The sequence below is a fragment of the Paenibacillus periandrae genome, from assembly GCF_022458865.1.
Classification (GTDB): domain Bacteria; phylum Bacillota; class Bacilli; order Paenibacillales; family NBRC-103111; genus Paenibacillus_S; species Paenibacillus_S periandrae.
Genome location: NZ_JAJNMU010000001.1, coordinates 449,399 through 466,593 on the forward strand (window position 1 = coordinate 449,399; position 17,195 = coordinate 466,593).

Here is a 17,195-nt window from a genome sequence, read left to right on the forward strand (position 1 = left end):
GCTTTCGTTATGTCAGCTTCCAGCTTGCTTCATTATGATATTTATGTTCATCCAATTCCCACACTTTACAAATCCTTTATATAAATTGACGGCTCAATTAACAAATCATAGTTATATTTTAGGGGGGCGATCATTTAAATTCTACGACTAATGGAGGTTTGTATGAAAAAATTGAAGAAGTGGGCTTTCACAGTGCTAGCGTCATTACTGGTTCTGACTTCAACTGAATCCGTTATATCTGCAGACAATGGGACGACCACCGACACCAACAGAGTTACGGGAGACCGCTCAAGCCAAATGATCACCATTCTCCACACCAATGACATACATAGCCGGGTTGAGGAAAGCACTGATAGCATCGGTTACGCCAAACTTTCCACTTTACTTAAGCAAATCAAGGCTGCCAACCCAAACACACTCATGATAGATGCGGGAGATACGTTCCACGGTCAGACGATCGCAAATTTGGTACGCGGGGAAAGCATAGTAAAGATCATGAATTTGATCGGATATGATGTCATGACCGCCGGTAATCACGACTTCAATTATGGGAGCACACGTTTGGTAGAGCTTGCCAAGCAGGCCAATTTTCCGGTACTTGGTGCAAATGTGAAGAAAACAGATGGTTCCAGGCTGCTGGGGACTAACCTCATCAAAGAAGTGAACGGTGTGAAAATCGGGATCTTCGGCCTGACGACACCAGAAACAGCCTACAAGACTCATCCCAACAATGTCGAAGGCATCATTTTTGCCGATCCGGTACTGGAAGCAAAAGCCCAGGTTGCTGAACTAAGGAGCAAGGTGGATATCATTATTGCCATCTCGCATCTTGGTGTAGATACCACCAGCATCGACACAAGCAAAAAGGTCGCTGAGCAGGTGCCTGGCATCGATGTCATCATTGATGGACATAGCCATACGGTCTTGGAAAAAGGAATGATGGTCGGCAGCGTGCTGATCGCACAAACTGGTGAGTACGGTAAAAATATCGGAAAAATCCAGCTCAGTATCGAAGGCGGTAAGTTGACCAGTAAAAACGCAAGTTTAATCACTCGTAAGGAAGCTGATCAGCTTCAGGCAGATCCTGCTGTGTTGGATGACATCAACAACGTTAAAAAGGAACAAGAGGCAGTGCTCTCACAAGTAGTCGGAACCTCCTCTGATAAACTCATCGGTGACCGGACAATCGTTCGCAAAGGTGAATCCAACCTCGGCAATCTTATAACCAATGCGATGCTCAGCGAGACCGGTGCTGATGTGGCCATTACGAATGGCGGCGGCATTCGTGCCTCTATCGAAGCTGGTCAAATAACAAAGGGTGACATTATTACAGTGCTGCCCTTTGGCAACTATATTCAAACCAAGAAAGTCAAAGGCTCTGATATTAAAGCAGCGTTGGAGCTTGGTGTATCCGGTTATCCCGGTGAATTAGGCGGTTTTCCGCATGTAGGCGGTATTATCTTCGAATTCGATCCTGCACAGCCAGTCGGTAACCGTGTGCTCTCTATATTAATCAAGGGCAAGCAGCTAGACCCTAACCAAACGTATCTGCTTGCCACTAACGATTTTATGGCTGCAGGCGGTGATCAATATACGATGTTCAAGGATTATCCGATCGCCAACGACTTCTCTTCACTCGAGGAGTCCGTGATCACCTATATGCAAACCGAAGGGAGTACTGTACCGAAGATCGAGGGCCGTATCACTGTAAAAGGCGCAGCAGCGTCCAGTATCACTAATACTGCCGCCACTCCTCCGGCTCCGTCAGTTACTGCTCCTGCTTTAACGAATACATCCAAAGTGTACATTGTTAAGCCTGACGATACACTTTGGAAAATCGCTGGTATCTACGCAACAACCTGGCAAACCCTACAAAGGCTGAATAGTCTGACAAACCCGAATCGCATTTATCCAGGTCAGGAAATCCTCCTTCCTTAATAGCCAAGCAAAACGGGCTGTCCCATTGGTAGCTAAAGCTACTTCTTCGGGACAGCCCGTTTTTTATGAATCAGGTTTGTTAAATTAATCTTTTTTGATTCAAAACCTGTTACGTAAGTGAATTCGGATATACCATAACCTTCAGACTGCCTGCTTTATTCGTTCTGGCCCGCTCCATCGCTTCATGTGTCTGCTCGAGTGGATATCGGTCGGTAATTAAGCTCAACATGTCCGTGTTGCCGGAAGACAAGAAGGTAATTCCTTGCGGGTACGTATTCACATAACGGAAAATACCATAGATGTCGATTTCATTATCACAAATAAAAGGAACATTAACGCCAACCTCATCAACCGGTGGCAGTCCTACTATCGACAGCTTGCCTCCACGGCGAATCGATTGCATCGCTGTTTTGAGTGCACGTGGGTGTCCTGCGGTTTCAATAGACAGATGAACGCCTCCGCCGCTCAATCGTTTGATCTCGGCTGCAGCATCGGCCACATCAGGATAGATCAGGTCGGTTGCACCCAGCTTTCTGGCTGCTTCCAACCGGTTGATTTCCAGATCACTAACAAAAATCCGATTGGCTCCAAAGGCTTTGGCGGCAGCCACAGCTGTTAAGCCCACAGGTCCCATCCCGATAATAGCCACATCCCATCCAGGTTGAAAGCCAGCCCGATTCAGCGCGTGAATACCGACGGAAAAAGGCTCATTCAAAGCAGCTTCCTCGAAGGTCAAGGAATCAGGAATCGGGAACAAAAAGTCTTCACGGTGGGCAATATATTGGCAGAAGGCTCCATCTACAGGAGGTGTAGCCAGGAACTGAACGTCTGGACACAAGTTGTAACGGCCCGACTTGCAAGCATCACAGCGACCGCAAGTAATTCCAGGCTCGATGGCCACACGGTCACCCGGGTTAAAGCGCGTTACATTTTCACCGCAAGCTGCGACGATTCCTGCACACTCATGGCCAAGAATAATCGGCTTTTCTACAACATAGGAACCGATTCGGCCGTGTTCATAATAATGGAGATCCGAACCGCAAATGCCCACTGCCATTACCTTGACGAGTACCTCATCGGGCTTGATTGCTGGTACGGGCAGCTCGACGATCGAGATTTGATGCGGCTCCGTCATTAGCGCTGCCTTCATCGTTTGTGGAATATCGGATAAGCTCCTTTTGCTGCCTGATTGTTGGATAGTAGTCATCATTATGCCTCCTGTAATATGCTTTACTTGGTTATTGAATATAAGAATATCGATTATATTATTCCTTTAATCGGTAAAACCGACTTGCATTGCCTCCATAGACAGCAGCCAGTTCTTCTTCCGTCCAGCTTGCATCCAGACTTGATTCGATCAACTCCATTATTTGTGCGTATGTCGCTGAGAACAGGCATACCGGCCAATCGCTGCCGAACATCACACGCTGCTTGCCAAAGGCTTCAACCACTACATTCACAAATGGCTGAATAGCCGCCTGCGTCCAGTCAGCATCCAGTTTCTCGGGAACCATTCCAGACAGCTTGCACATCACATTCGGATACGCAGCTATTTGTCGGATCTGTGAAGCCCAAGGCTCCATTATGCCTTCCAATATCGGCGGCTTGGCCAGATGGTCGACAACAGCACGTAATTCCGGAACCTGCTTGAGCAGCTCCACGATATACGGCAAATGACGGGGATTAGCCTGCAAATCAACAGGGAACTGGGCATCGGCCAATAACTTGAGATGACGGATAACCATTTCTCCCAGTATCCAGTCGGATGGCAAATCCTGAATCATGGGTCTCAGACCGACAAACTTGGGGTTGCGGCGACAACGGTCCCATTCCTGTTCAAATGTGCTTGATTCGAGATCCAGCCATCCGACTACGCCGGCAATCGTAGGTTCGCTCTCCGCTATGCTTAGCAGAAATTCCGCCTCCTCTAAGGTTGGAGCAGCCTGAACAACAATAGATTTGGGGATATCGTACCGTTCCAGCAAAGGCTTTAACTGCTCAGGCATATAGTCCGCATAGATACGTCCCAATGAAGGCTTGAGCCATCCGTAGTCTGTACGTGAGGTTAGCCAATAGTGCTGATGTGCGTCAATGCGCATTTCTTCGTAGCCCTCCATAGGCATTCATTTGGTTTTTTCAAGAAAACTTATTTCACTATTATAAACCGAGTTTGTGCAGAAAACCAGTATGATTAGCATTTCTTATGCAGCATCAGTTTTTTCAATTTCCATCATAGCACTTGTTATTATTTTCGGGAATACTATGCGAAAGGATCGGAATCAAGTGACGAAGCCTGATCAATTTGGTGCACAAAAAAAGGACCAAAGCAACGACAGCTTACCGTCGTCCTCTTTGTTCCTTTTTAATTTTACCCTTCTATCAGTACTTCGTTCCCTTTGTACTGCTGTTGTTCAGCAGATATTCGAAGTCATTTTCCAGCCGCTTCTGTTCGGCCTTGCGGGCATCCACAATCTGCTGTCTGGCATCTTCCTTTTGCTTCGCCTCGGCTGCTTTCATCGCATCAGACTGTGCCTGCAGCTTGCTTAGAACATCAGGATTAATCAAATCCTTCAAAGTAGCCGGCTTATCCTGAGCAGCTGGTTTGGGTGCCGCTGCGGGTCTTTGTTTTTTGGCCATCTGGAGATGAGCCTCCCTTCTATCCTTAACTGACTGAACCTATAGCATAACAATATTTTGATGTCCTGCCAAGAAGCCGCCATCCACAGGGATACTGATGCCCGTTATATACGAGGCTTGAGGAGATGCCAGAAAGCATGCCGCCTCCGCCACTTCATGTGATAGACCAAACCGTTCCATCGGGGTTTTGCCCAATACACCGTCTCGGAACGCTTGTCGTTTAAAGTTCGCCGAATTGAGATCGGTTTCGATATAGCCCGGACTTACCGAGTTAACACGAATTCCATATTTGGCCCATTCCACCGCCAACACCTTACTGTATTGCAGCAGACCGCCCTTGGAGGCTGAATACGCGCTCTGATTCGGGGTAGCGATATGGGACAGCATCGAGGTGATCGTCACGATCGAGCCGCTGCCTTGTTCGATCATCCGTTTACCGACCTCCTGACAGGTTAAAAAGGCACCTCTCAGATTAATCCCGATAATCTCATCCCATGCTTCCGATGTGTACTGCTCGGCAGGCATTCGCTTGTTCGTCCCGGCACAATAAACCAGGATATCAATTCGCCCATGAATACGGTGCGCCTGATCCACAAACTGCTGAATACTGGCCTGATCCTGAACATCGAGCGGGAGTCCGTCCGCCTCTACGCCCAACCCGCGAATTTCCTCTGCTGTCCCCTTAAACTGCTCCTCGGTACGGCTTCCGATGATGACCTTGCTGCCATAGCCGGCGAGAGCCTTGGCTATCTCTTTGCCAATCCCTCTGCCGCCGCCTGCGATAACAGCTACCTGCTGATCCAAACCTCGCATGATCATAATCCCCTTCCTGATACTACGGATTCAAGAAATTACATCGATAGTTCGTCACCATTACTCATCCAATCCTTACTTATCCAGCAGTTGAATCGAATGCACAGCATTTTCCAGCCGCTGCCACTGACCGTCGGTTTTGACCGCATCATTAATCCGCTGACGAACGGAATACACATAACCATTTTTTTCAAATACATATTCAACCAGGGTGTAGGGCACATTTCTGCTTTTGTACGTGGTTGTGAACTTTCTGACCGTCATGCCCAACATTTCCTCGTCAGCGGCGGAGTTTTTGTAATTTGCATCGGCTTCAGTACTTTTCTTATGATCCTGTTCAATCCGCTTTATCGTCTCTTCCAGACTCGAACGGTCATCAGCCGATATGTTCAGGCTGCCTCCATTAAAGCTGAACTGCGCGGATGGACTGTCAAGCTCTCTCTGGTAAACTCCCTGCCAGGCTTCGGGAACACGCAATGTGTACATATATTTTTTGTTGGTGTACGTTATCGTTTTGTTCAGATCAGTCAGATCTTCTTCATCCTGAATAAATCCGAGCGAACGATTGACACCTTCCTTGGTAAAGGAAGCAGACTTCTCAAAGCTGCTGATCAGCGTATCCATATCTTCACCGCCTGCGGCTTTTGGATACATGAATTTAATTTCGTACTTGTATTTATCCTTAATCATATAAATAACATGAGACTGACGCCACTTATCACCCATAGTAGATGCGTAACGCTTTTCAATAGCTGCGGTGCCGCCAATGACCGTTTCATTCGACTCCCCGACTTCCTTATAGCCTTCCGTGTAGGCATCATTAAATTTTGCTGATTGCCTTGCCACCCAGTCCTTCAAGGTATCACCGGATGCGGCCGAGCTCACCTGTACAGATAAAGTTTGCTCACCATCCTTGCTTGCATAATTCAGACCATTGCCCCATTCCCGCTTGCTCCATTCCAGAGGTGTTTCAAAGACCAGCCCATATTCCGTCGTCACCATATTTCCGGTTTGATAGGCGGATATATCCTTCAAGGAGGCATTACTCGCGTCAAAAGAGAGCACGAACGAATCCAGCAGATCGCTGTAGCTGTTGCGTTTGATCGCGTTGTTGTAGGATTCCTCCTTCTCGACGATCAGCGTCAGGTAATAAACTTTATCCCCTTTGGAAAAGGCTCGTGTTTGATAATATTCCCCACGCTCATTTTTCTTTACAAGTAATAAATAAGATTGCGGCTTTTGCTCGATAAACCTTTTTTCCAAAAGCGTACCTTTGCCATCATCGGCCATTTTTTTCATGAGTCCAACCGGAGAAATATCCTCGCTTTGCTTTTCTTCAACGATAATACTGATGGCAAACTCGCCTTTGGCATCAACAAGAAGCACACTTTTGCCCTGCCCCGAGTCTTCATTGGCCTTAACAAGTCCTGCCGGATATTTCATCGACCAGCCGTAATGGCTATCGCCAATCCACGTTTTGCCCTGGTCCGCATCAATATAGGAACCATCGGCATCCTGAATAACGGTTTCGGAGCTGGTATGCTCTTCTCCCAGAACCACCTCGATGATTTTGGAGCTTCCGCTTGACTGCAGCGTCAATCTGACCTTTTGCTCCGGTAAATAGTTCTTCAAAGCCTCGTTGAATTCGACCTGATTGCGTGTTGGGTAAGAGTCGATGGCCAGCAGCACATCACCTTGGACAATCCCAGCCTTCGCACCCGGAGAATCCGGTTCTACATAAGTTACCTCCAGACCATTGCTTGACGGTAAGCCAACAACAGCCTCCCAGCTCTCTCCAAGCTCCAATCCCAGGGAAGAACGCTTCACCTTGCCGTATTTGAAAAAGTGATCCAATACATGCTGCACAGTCGCCACCGGAATCGCAAAGCCAAGTCCATCCACACCATACTGGACATACTTGAGCGTATTGATCCCGATAACCTGTCCTTTCATATTGACCAACGCCCCCCCGCTATTGCCGGGATTAATCGCCGCATCCGTCTGTATCAGCTGATACTTGGATAAGACCGAGCGGTCCATTCCACTGACGATACCGTAAGTAACCGAGTTGCGCAGCGCAAAGGATAACGGTGTCCCAATCGCCATAACCGATTCACCGACTTTAAGGTCCGTTGGATCAGCCAGCACGGCCGGGGTCAAGCCCGTCGCCTCGATTTTCACGAGAGCCAGATCACTTTCTTCATCAAAATGTGTCGTTTTCCCAGGATGTGTCTGTCCATCAGAGGTTACAACCACGATATTGCGCATATTTTTTACCACGTGGGCATTGGTCAGGATGTACCCATCGCTTTTTACAATAACTCCGGTGCCGTGAGCAAGATCATAGCGGTTTTTCTCCACTGTCTTTTTATTATCGATAGGTTTACCGATGATCGCTACGACAGATCGGGTCGTTTTTTCGATAACCGCGGGAACAGCTCCCTTGTCGGCTGCGGCATCCGCATAAACTGACGAGCTTGCAACGGATACAAACAGTATCATCGCAAGGACCGACAGCATAAAACGTTTGCCTATTTTTTGTAAATAATTCAATTAAATGTCTCCCCATCCTTTGTTTGATTGGATCAATTTTCCATATAAATACTCTAACAGAATCAAGCCCAAATTCCAATACATTGACAATTGGCAATTGACAGGAAAAACCAGCTTTTGTAAGCATGAATGCTCTAGTCCATTAGTCTTAGTTTATGTAATTTATCAAGAACTTGACTATTATTTAATAGATTTTTTGTCGAATTATACAATATAATGTACGAAAGATGACTAATTTTTTACAAGTACATCCTAGGGGGGGGCATCATGTGAAAAAGAAACTTATCATTGTTCTTATGCTATTCGCTTCATTACCTATGTTAGTATTTTCCAGTTTCAGTATTTACTCAAATAGCCAGGAGTTGCAGCATAATGCCAGCGAATTTAGCCTAGCCAATGCCCAATCGATTCAGAATGATATTAGCGTTGTCATCGGCCAAAACTTTGACTTATTAAAAGTACTTGCCCAGAATGAAATCTTTCAGAGCGGAGCACCCAAAGCTGAAACCGCTAAAGCACTACTAAACGCCTCGGTAAAGGTTCATCCAGAAGCGGTCCTAAATTACACCGATGTTACAGGGCAGCAAAAAGTCCGCAGTGATAATCTGGCTATGACAAACGTAGCCGACCGGGACTATTTCAAACAATCTCTGCAAACCGGTAAGCCTGTTGTATCCGAAGTATTGGTAGCCAAAGCTACCGGAAGTAAAATTATCGTCCTAGCTGTGCCGGTTCTGAATGAAAGCAAACAGGTCACTGGCATCCTGACTGATAATATTGATCTTTCTTTTCTCAGCGAATATGTGACCAAACTTTCTCAGAACGGTAATATTCCTTTTATCATAGACCGCAGTGGTAAAATTTTGGCTCACGTGGATAAAAGCTACATAGATAAGGACATCAGTGCGGTCGATTTTGTCCAACAGGGCTTGAAGGGAAATGACGGAACATCGATTTTTGTCGAAAATGGTCAGAAAATGATGGTTTCTTACACTTATAATGAACTGACTGGCTGGCTTGTAGGTAATGCTCAATCCTACGATTCCGTAATGTCTCAAAACACAAAAATCATCAATGAAAGCATCGTTTTACTTGTCATTGTATTGCTAGTATCCTGTACCGCGGGCTTCTTTTTATCTAATACAATTGCCAAACCGCTCATTCAATTGACCGCCTTTACTAAACAAGCATCAAGCGGTGATCTTACTGTACAAGTGACAATCAAGGACAACAATGAAATCGGGCAGCTTGCCGACAGCTTTAACTTGATGCTTCAAAATTTGAGGCATATGATTCAGCAGATCGGCTCCAACTCCGAAAGCCTGGCAGCATCTGCCGAGCAGCTGACAGCCAGCGCGTCGCAGACCAGTCAAGCCACAGAGCAAGTAGCTAAGATCACTGAAGAAGTAGCATTAGGAACGGAGAAGCAGGTTCAGACTTTAAAAGATAGCTCACAGTCGGTTCAGGACATTTCAGATGGTATTCAAATGATTGCTGCTAATGCAACCAATGTCTCTTCTCTGGCTCTGGACGCCTCCGAGAAGACTGAACAAGGTAACGTGGCCATTCATTCGGCTATTACCCAAATGGAATCCATGCAGCAAACCGTTAACGGGCTTGCCTTGGTAATCAAGGAACTGGGTGACCGATCACAGGAAATCGGACAAATCATCGGCGTTATTACAAACATTGCCCAACAAACCAACCTGCTGGCTCTGAACGCCAACATTGAGGCAGCTCGTGCCGGAGAGCAGGGCCGCGGCTTTGCTGTTGTTGCTGGCGAAGTCAGGAAGCTTGCCGAGCAATCCTCCCGCTCAGCGCAAACCATTGCCGAGCTTATTGCCATCATCCAGGACAAAACCGCAAACGCGGTTGAATCTATGGATATCGGAATTACCGAGGTCAACCAAGGCCTGCACGCCGTCCATACCGCAGGTGACGCTTTTACACAAATTCAGCAATCAATCCGGCAGGTATCTACACAAATTCAAGAGGTGTCCGACTCATCCCAGCAAATGTGTGCGAATGCCTTGCAGGTCGTTCAGTCGTTTGAGACCATTATGGAGGTTTCCGATATGACGGCATCAGGTACGCAAAATGTATCGGCTGCGGCCGAAGAACAGCTCGCTACCATGGAGGAGATCACGGCATCTGCAACCGTTCTCTCCGGCATGGCCGACGAACTTCAGGACGTTATCGGTAAGTTTAAAGTGTAACACCTTGCTTCTTACCCAGTATGCATGAGAGTAAAATACCCTCCAATCGCGTTTTCACAACGAAATTGGAGGGTAGTCTGTTAAGTATAGATGCAAATATGGATGTGTCAGCCTGCTACCAGGCGTACGCTTCCGGGGCAGGCTTGCCTGGACCCGGGAATATCTCGTCCAGCTTGGTCAACGTTTCCTTGTCGAGCTTGATTTCTACAGCTCTTAACGTATCCTCAAATTGCTTCAGAGTCCGTGGTCCGATGATCGGTGCGGTGAGTGCCGGATGAGATAATACCCATGCCAATGCAACATTCGCTTCACTTTCCCCCAGCTCCTTGCACAGCGCGGAGAATTGCTCCAGCTGCGAGCGATGCTTCTCGATAGCCTTGGCCTGATTCGCTGTTCTGGAGCCTGCATCCGGATTCAATGCATTACCACCCAGAAGGCCTCCTGCCAATGGACTCCATGCGATCACACCGATTCCATGATGCTCCGAAGCCGGTAGTACTTCCAATTCAGGCTCACGGCAAAACAGGCTGTACTTGTGCTGCTCAGAAACCAGCCCGAGGAAATGACGCTCCTTCGCCTTGGCTTGTGCCAAAGTGATGTGCCAGCCTGCAAAATTACTGGAGCCCACATAGTCAACGGTACCCTGCTGCACCAGTGCCTGAAATGCCTCCCATAATTCATCCCAAGTGGCGCTTCGGGCAATATGGTGCATTTGATATAATTCAATATGATCGGTCTGCAACCGCTTTAATGAAGCTGCCAGATGACGGCGGATTTTGTACGTGGATAATCCTCTTTCCATATTAGGACCATCATTTTCATCCTCCATAGGACCATACACTTTGGTAGCCAGCACAACTTTCTCCCGACGATTCCCGCCTTGAGCGAACCAACGTCCGATAATTTCCTCGGTCCAGCCACGGCGGTTTTCCCCTCCATAAACGTTGGCGGTATCAAAGAAATTCACTCCAGCATCCAGTGCAGCATCCATAATACTGAAAGCTTCCTTCTCATCCGTCGACGGTCCAAAGTTCATTGTGCCTAAACAAAGACGACTCACTTTAAGTCCGGTTCTTCCTAAGAACGTGTACTCCATTAATACTCAGCTCCTTTGGTATATGTAATCTACCTCTTAAATCATAACCAATAATTGAGAGAATAGAAAGAACTGACATTTTTCTCATTTAATATACTCGGATTCCTATAGTTACCTGAAATAAAGTGAGTCTGCCCGCTGCCTCCTCTAGTCGTGCTCAGCCATTTTCGGTAGATAACCATGATCGTCAAATTGCATGGGCTCCGGCTGACCCAAAATTTCGATATGAGACAGCTTTTGAATTTCGGGTATCAGCACTTCTGAAACATAGACATATTTCAAATGAAGTGTATTGGGGACACGTACTATTCTTGCTTGTGACGATTCAATACCCCAGTTACAGCGTAAAGCCACATGAAGCGCCTCTTTGTCGTTATCAATGACCATCGGAATCATGCCTCGCATAATGAATGAGCTTGTAATGACGTTCTCGTTCGTTATTTTCATATCGATTTTATCGAAAAAACGTTTGGTTGTCAGATCGGCAAGCCCCATTCCGAGTGCATTTCCATGAGAAGGCTCACTTAAATCACTGGCTACTATATATTTGATCCTCGGACTATCCAGCTCTTCCTCGCCCAAAATCCGCATTCTACCTATTATATTGGTATCCATCCCGGTCCCACTGTAGTTTTTGCCGATTTCGTCAACGAACAGCACGTCTATATCGTCTACGGGAAGCTTGGGCATCATGCTTTTCGATATTTTCAAAAGCGCCTGCTCCCGCTCAACAATTTGCTTCGCTTCAATAGCCTCGATAATGGCCGTCTGATCAAAGGCATTTTCCACAATGCCCAATCCGAATAACACATTTAATTTATCGAGAGTGACTTGACCCACAGCAGGCATCAAATCACGGATACCATGAATCCCATACGAATGAAGCAGCAGTGCCTGCTTGTGCTTGCCAATACCGATAGCGGCCATTTTCACAATTCCGCTTTCAATCCATTGCGATGATTTGAAATCAGTATGAACTTTGATTCTGGCAATTACGATAACCGCATCACTGGCTAGAATGTGATTGTCCGCGTATACCGCTAGGCCTGCCGGAGTCTCACCAATTTGTGTGACCTCCATGGACGAAAGAATTGGAGCCCCACAGAAGTCCTCAGTCACTCCCAGACCCTCCAGCACCTCAATCTGTCCTTCAGCGGTCGCTCCACCATGGCTGCCCATTGTCGGAATGATTCGCGGCTCAACCCCAAGCTTCTTGAGCTCGTTGACCACATTTTTGATGATCAAGGCAATATTAGCGATGCCTCGACTACCTGCTGTTATTGCCACCTTCATCCCCGGCTTGACCTTGTCGGACAAACGGATAGCTTCCATTTGCTTGCTGATTTCCGCCTCGATATCGTCGATCCTGGGTCCATTAAAATGCTGTTTGACCTTCACAAACTTTGGCAGCAACATTGGATGTATTCCTCCTTGTTAGGATATGGTTTCGATTGTCATGTATGTGTGTCATGGCATCACTTCTACCGCTTGGGTGCTAATTCGATACCTTGACGGATCGCTTCCAAAAGACTTTTTTCATCAGCAATGCCCTTGCCTGCAATATCAAATGCGGTTCCATGATCCACACTGGTACGTATAATTGGCAAGCCTACTGTAATATTGACGCCTGCATCCAGGCCCAATACCTTGATAGGACCATGACCCTGATCGTGATACATCGCAACGACAATATCGTAATCGCCGCGAACTGCCAGGAAAAATAACGTATCCGCAGGCAACGGCCCAACCACGTTAATTCCTTCCTGCTTGGCTCGCTCTACAGCAGGTACAATAACCGCATCCTCTTCACCATAACCAAACAGTCCGTTTTCTCCGGCATGAGGGTTAATCCCGCATACACAAATCCGCGGCTGCTCATAGCCTGCTTTCTTCAGTGTGTCATGTGCCATCTTAATAACCGAATATACACGTCCAGCCGTTATCGACTTGACCGCATCGATCAGACCCATATGGGTTGTCACATGAATAACCTTGAGCTTGGGGGAGCTCAGCATCATTGCGTAATCACTAGTTGCAGTTAAATCCGCCAAAATTTCCGTGTGTCCCGGATAATGATGTCCACCCTTCTGCAGCGCCTCCTTGTTCAAGGGTGCCGTACAGATGGCGTCGATCTTCTCTTCCTTCGCAAGCTCAATGGATTTCTCCAAAAAGCGGAACGCGGCATCGCCGGACTGTGGCGAAACTTTACCGTAAGGTAGACTCATTGGCAATAGATCCATATCAAGACAATTGACGACTCCAGCTTGATCCAATGCCTGCTCAGGGGACTTTATCGAATGAACGCGCAAACCGGTTTGCAAAAATAATTCGGCTCTTGATAAAAATTTGGCATCACCGATTACGATCGCCTTGCAAGTTTCAAATACTTGTGGGTCCTTCAATGCTTTCATAATAATTTCCGGGCCGACACCTGCCGCGTCACCCATTGTAATTCCTATTATCGGTCTATGCATCCTATATATCTCCTTATGCTTGGCTGATTATTTTCCATGACTGTTTGCTTGGGCAATGACTACTTTCTATCCCTGATAACTTTTGCTGCCTGCAGTAAAGAATTAGGATTTCCGAAAGCCCCCGCCTTTGTGACCAGAGGAATCGAGACTCTACCTTCAGCTTTGCAGAGCGGCAAGCCTTCCTCCACCTCACCGATAATAACCAAGCTGGCAATGTTCAAATGTGTGCAGGCACGGTAGGCAATATCTCCACCCGTTAGTACTGCACCGGCAAGCCTTTCCTGAGTAATGACCGCTGCTGCCAGCCTTCCGATACCGTCTGCGATCAGATCCCCGCCAGCCAGTGCACTTAAGCCTGCCTGCTGCAAATAATTAACCACTTGAAGTTTGGCTTCATTGGAAATGTCCGTAGTTACAACCAGATCCTCGCCCGAGGCAATGAACTGCCGCGCTTCCTGTACGAGCTCAGCCATTTCCTGATCGCTAATACCGAGAAGCAGGAGCGGATCAATCACCAATGACCGGAAGCCATTCTGCCTCAGTGTCTCTACCTGCTGTCTCGTAACCTGACTGACACTTCCTGCCACAACGAGTACAGGAGCAATAGGATCGGCAAGCTGTTCCTGTTCTTGGAGTCTCTCATCATCAAGCCTCTCAACGTCCGACTCCAGCTTATAGAATCCAAGCTTGGGATAACGATTAGCCAATGCTTCCGCCAGCCCTGCAGAGCCTACCCAAAGCACACGCTCGCCCGCGAATTGCTCAGCAATGATTTGCAAATCATTAGGCGTGGCGCTGTCCGCTACAATGACACGTGTTCCCTGCTGCTGAAGTGTGCGTACCTCCATAGCCAGCCTGCCGCTGCGGATTGAACGAATTTCAACTTCACCCACCGAAATCGAAGATTGAGCACCGATGATATCAGAAATCTTGGAATTCGTAATCGGAAACTTCGGGTCCCGTGAAATCTCGCTATCTTCAAGCAATTGCTGGTTAAGCAGCTGATAACCGCCTATGGTCAACCTCCCCTTCTGCGGATAGGCAGGGGCTACGATGGCCAGGTCAAACTGTCCTGTGCTCATCAGAGCTTCAATTTCTTTGCCAATATTTCCACGCAGTGTAGAATCTATTTTTTTCATAATGACCTGAAACTGACTCAAATCCTGGGTTTCAAGCAGCTCGCTCCACTTATGGAAAGCGGCTTCCGGTGTAAGTGACCGGCTTTCCACATTCATCACACACGTTGTACCGGAATTAGCCGGCCTAAGAGCTTGCCTGTCATCGATGCAAACAACTGTAGGCATTCCGTGCTTGGCGAACTGAACGCCAGAGTCATTCGCCCCTGTTAAATCATCAGAAAGAATAATGACGTTATCCATAATCATACCCGCCTGCTTTCCTTTTCCACTTGCTGTCTGATCTCATCTTATCAAATCAGCGTTTCATAATACAACGGCGAGAAATACAAATTGTGTTTCATTTTTAAACACATTTTTAAATTGTGACATTTGTAATAGCTATAATCGTACAAGACTCGACTCATGGGCTTAGCTTGCGCCAGAGCGTGGTGCGGTTCATCCCCAATCTTTTGGCAGTAGCGGATTGATTAAAGCCCTCCTGCTCAAGAACGAAACGTATAATATCAGCCTCAATTTCCTCCAGAGTCCGCGTTGCTCCGATCAACTGCTCCAGACTGCTATTCGTTGTTTTATCATGTTTACTGATTAAGCTGTCCATTACCGGCTGTAAATGCTGCAGCGTAATAAAAGAACCTTCACACGTCTCGACAATCAGCTTGAGCACCTGCTGCAGCTCAGCAAAATTACCCGGCCATTCATATGTGGTCATCAGATTCAATGCATCCGGTTTAATTCCCAGCACCTGACTGCCCAAGGTTCGGTTCATCTCTGCCAAATACCAAAATACGATATGATCCAGCTCTGTTGTTACGCTGCGAAGTGGTGGGAGATGAAGCGAATAAAGCTGCAGCTGTACAAGCAGCAGCAGGTCGAATTCGCCCAGATTTACTTGATGCGCCAAATCTGCGGCTGTCGAAGCCATAAAACGAAACGGCGGCCGCTCACCATTCGTCATAGCTGTATGGGAAGCTTGTAATGCCGCTGCAAGCTTGCGTTGAACGGGTAGACTAAGCTGCTCAATCCGCTGGATATGCAGCGTTCCTGATTCTGCACGACGCAGCAAGCAGCTATCTGGCTGTTCCAAACGACCGAACAGCTGTTGGTCCTGCTGCTCGGTGGCACAGCTTCCCGCATCGAACAGAACAAAGGGCCCCGACTGATAAGAGCTGTCATTATGCAGAGCTTCAGCTAATGTCTTCTTTCCTGTCCCCGGCTCTCCCGTAATCAAGATCGGATACAGTTGTTTACTCCATCGTTTGGCCTTATCCATGTAAGCCTCATTCATATAATCTGTCTGCACGAACTGCTGGAACCTGCTCTTGGCTGGTGAAAGCCTGTCTTCCCTTACCTTGCGGGCCCGCCGCTCCATTCCTTCAATCGTCTGACTTTCATGCAGCTCAAAGATCGTTCCTTGCTCCGCCAAAGAATGCTCTATCACTAGAATGAGATCCTCTGTCGAGTTAGCCTGCTGAAGCTTAAACGAATCTGTTCTACTTCGCACAGCTGTTCTAACCGTTCTGTCTGCTCCTTTGGTTATGTCTGCCGAACGACCTGCATCTGTATAAACCAGGGAAGTGGATGTGCTGGCAATGAGCTCAGCCCATTTCATATTTACCGCTGACATCGCTCTTACCCCTAATTGACGCCCAGCCTGCTCATTGCAAAATTTCACGTTCTGTTCGGCATCGACATAAACAACTCCATGGTGCAAAGCATCCAGTATCGATTTCATTAACACTCTTTGATGGGCTTCTGCCTGCCTCTTTCTGGCTATTTGCTCGGCTTGCAGCAGCGATTCCTGCAGCGCCTCTCGCCCAGACGTTATCAGAATTGCCCGAACACCTGAATGCTCAGCGACGGCCACAGTAACTACATCGCCAATCACGAGATCGACGCCCAACTCCTTGGCATTATTCACCGCCGCCTCCGCCTCATGCTCATGATGGATAATGAAGGTCATGACCTGAATGTCCAGCAGCTCGGCAATCGTGTCCACTCCATCCACAATGTTGGGAAATCCAATGATACCAATCGTCCCCCGATATCCTTTAACCAAAGTAAGCGAACGTAATATATCATAGCCGTTGACCGTTATTTCGATCACCGGAATTTGCACATGGCTGCGGATTAGTCGTGCGGTTCCGCCTCTGCTTATAATAACGTCATAGCCCTGCAGCTCAGCTGTCCTGGCAATGTTCAGTCCGTGCTTCAGATCACCCACCTCTGCATGAACCTCATAGTCGGGCGATGACGGGATATCTTCCAAAAGATCCTTCATCCCGCGATAAGGAGCAATTATCAAAAAATTCAACATGATAAGCCCTCCATG

General features: G+C 47.4%; 12 protein-coding genes. 2 read left to right on the forward strand and 10 right to left on the reverse strand.

Annotation, left to right across the window (positions count from 1 at the left end; all coding sequences use genetic code 11):
• Positions 1 to 162: 162 nt before the first annotated feature.
• Complete coding sequence (locus LRL21_RS02090) at positions 163 to 1,938, forward strand: 5'-nucleotidase C-terminal domain-containing protein (RefSeq protein ID WP_240414092.1); 1,776 nt, start codon at positions 163 to 165, stop codon at positions 1,936 to 1,938.
• A 109-nt stretch (positions 1,939 to 2,047) separates the two neighbouring features.
• Here the strand turns inward: LRL21_RS02090 and LRL21_RS02095 are convergent, their stop codons facing one another.
• The 5 genes from LRL21_RS02095 to LRL21_RS02115 all read right to left on the reverse strand — a co-directional run bounded on the left by LRL21_RS02095 (position 2,048) and on the right by LRL21_RS02115 (position 7,941).
• On the reverse strand, positions 2,048 to 3,145 hold the full coding sequence (locus LRL21_RS02095) for an NAD(P)-dependent alcohol dehydrogenase (RefSeq protein ID WP_240414201.1): 1,098 nt from the start codon (positions 3,143 to 3,145) through the stop codon (positions 2,048 to 2,050).
• A gap of 58 nt (positions 3,146 to 3,203) precedes the next feature.
• A complete protein-coding gene (locus tag LRL21_RS02100) occupies positions 3,204 to 4,037 on the reverse strand; it encodes an amidohydrolase family protein (protein WP_240414093.1) in 834 nt (277 codons plus the stop codon).
• A 280-nt stretch (positions 4,038 to 4,317) separates the two neighbouring features.
• Positions 4,318 to 4,575 carry a DUF3886 domain-containing protein gene (locus LRL21_RS02105; protein ID WP_240414094.1) on the reverse strand — a complete coding sequence of 86 codons (258 nt, stop codon included), beginning with the start codon at positions 4,573 to 4,575 and terminating at the stop codon, positions 4,318 to 4,320.
• Between the two features lie 39 nt (positions 4,576 to 4,614).
• Entirely contained in the window at positions 4,615 to 5,388 is a 774-nt protein-coding gene (locus LRL21_RS02110) for an SDR family NAD(P)-dependent oxidoreductase (RefSeq protein WP_240414095.1), read from the reverse strand.
• Between the two features lie 75 nt (positions 5,389 to 5,463).
• Positions 5,464 to 7,941, reverse strand: coding sequence for a S1C family serine protease (locus LRL21_RS02115; protein ID WP_240414096.1), 2,478 nt, complete (start codon positions 7,939 to 7,941; stop codon positions 5,464 to 5,466).
• Positions 7,942 to 8,210: 269 nt separating this feature from the next.
• Here LRL21_RS02115 and LRL21_RS02120 point away from each other — a divergent pair, with 269 nt between their 5' ends.
• Complete coding sequence (locus tag LRL21_RS02120) at positions 8,211 to 10,157, forward strand: methyl-accepting chemotaxis protein (protein ID WP_240414097.1); 1,947 nt, start codon at positions 8,211 to 8,213, stop codon at positions 10,155 to 10,157.
• A gap of 115 nt (positions 10,158 to 10,272) precedes the next feature.
• On the opposite strand, the gene LRL21_RS02125 is transcribed toward LRL21_RS02120, so the two are convergent.
• From LRL21_RS02125 to LRL21_RS02145, 5 genes are all read right to left on the reverse strand, one after another.
• Positions 10,273 to 11,253 (reverse strand): aldo/keto reductase, encoded by a 981-nt coding sequence (locus tag LRL21_RS02125; protein WP_240414098.1) that lies wholly within the window; start codon positions 11,251 to 11,253, stop codon positions 10,273 to 10,275.
• 147 nt (positions 11,254 to 11,400) lie between these two features.
• Entirely contained in the window at positions 11,401 to 12,669 is a 1,269-nt protein-coding gene (locus tag LRL21_RS02130) for a nickel pincer cofactor-dependent isomerase, group 22 (RefSeq protein WP_240414099.1), read from the reverse strand.
• Between the two features lie 65 nt (positions 12,670 to 12,734).
• Positions 12,735 to 13,727 (reverse strand): 4-hydroxythreonine-4-phosphate dehydrogenase PdxA, encoded by a 993-nt coding sequence (gene pdxA / locus LRL21_RS02135; protein ID WP_240414100.1) that lies wholly within the window; start codon positions 13,725 to 13,727, stop codon positions 12,735 to 12,737.
• A gap of 59 nt (positions 13,728 to 13,786) precedes the next feature.
• On the reverse strand, positions 13,787 to 15,106 hold the full coding sequence (locus LRL21_RS02140) for a four-carbon acid sugar kinase family protein (protein ID WP_240414101.1): 1,320 nt from the start codon (positions 15,104 to 15,106) through the stop codon (positions 13,787 to 13,789).
• Positions 15,107 to 15,266: 160 nt separating this feature from the next.
• Positions 15,267 to 17,180, reverse strand: coding sequence for a sigma-54-dependent transcriptional regulator (locus LRL21_RS02145; RefSeq protein ID WP_240414102.1), 1,914 nt, complete (start codon positions 17,178 to 17,180; stop codon positions 15,267 to 15,269).
• Between the last annotated feature and the right edge of the window lie 15 nt (positions 17,181 to 17,195).

What these genes read in the sequence shown, in the direction of transcription:
- LRL21_RS02090 (WP_240414092.1), top strand. Translation starts at nt 163, where the DNA reads ATGAAAAAATTGAAGAAGTGGGCTTTCACAGTGCTAGCGTCATTACTG.
- LRL21_RS02095 (WP_240414201.1), bottom strand. Translation starts at nt 3,145, where the DNA reads ATGACTACTATCCAACAATCAGGCAGCAAAAGGAGCTTATCCGATATT.
- LRL21_RS02100 (WP_240414093.1), bottom strand. Translation starts at nt 4,037, where the DNA reads ATGCGCATTGACGCACATCAGCACTATTGGCTAACCTCACGTACAGAC.
- LRL21_RS02105 (WP_240414094.1), bottom strand. Translation starts at nt 4,575, where the DNA reads ATGGCCAAAAAACAAAGACCCGCAGCGGCACCCAAACCAGCTGCTCAG.
- LRL21_RS02110 (WP_240414095.1), bottom strand. Translation starts at nt 5,388, where the DNA reads ATGCGAGGTTTGGATCAGCAGGTAGCTGTTATCGCAGGCGGCGGCAGA.
- LRL21_RS02125 (WP_240414098.1), bottom strand. Translation starts at nt 11,253, where the DNA reads ATGGAGTACACGTTCTTAGGAAGAACCGGACTTAAAGTGAGTCGTCTT.
- LRL21_RS02130 (WP_240414099.1), bottom strand. Translation starts at nt 12,669, where the DNA reads ATGTTGCTGCCAAAGTTTGTGAAGGTCAAACAGCATTTTAATGGACCC.
- pdxA (WP_240414100.1), bottom strand. Translation starts at nt 13,727, where the DNA reads ATGCATAGACCGATAATAGGAATTACAATGGGTGACGCGGCAGGTGTC.
- LRL21_RS02140 (WP_240414101.1), bottom strand. Translation starts at nt 15,106, where the DNA reads ATGGATAACGTCATTATTCTTTCTGATGATTTAACAGGGGCGAATGAC.
- LRL21_RS02145 (WP_240414102.1), bottom strand. Translation starts at nt 17,180, where the DNA reads ATGTTGAATTTTTTGATAATTGCTCCTTATCGCGGGATGAAGGATCTT.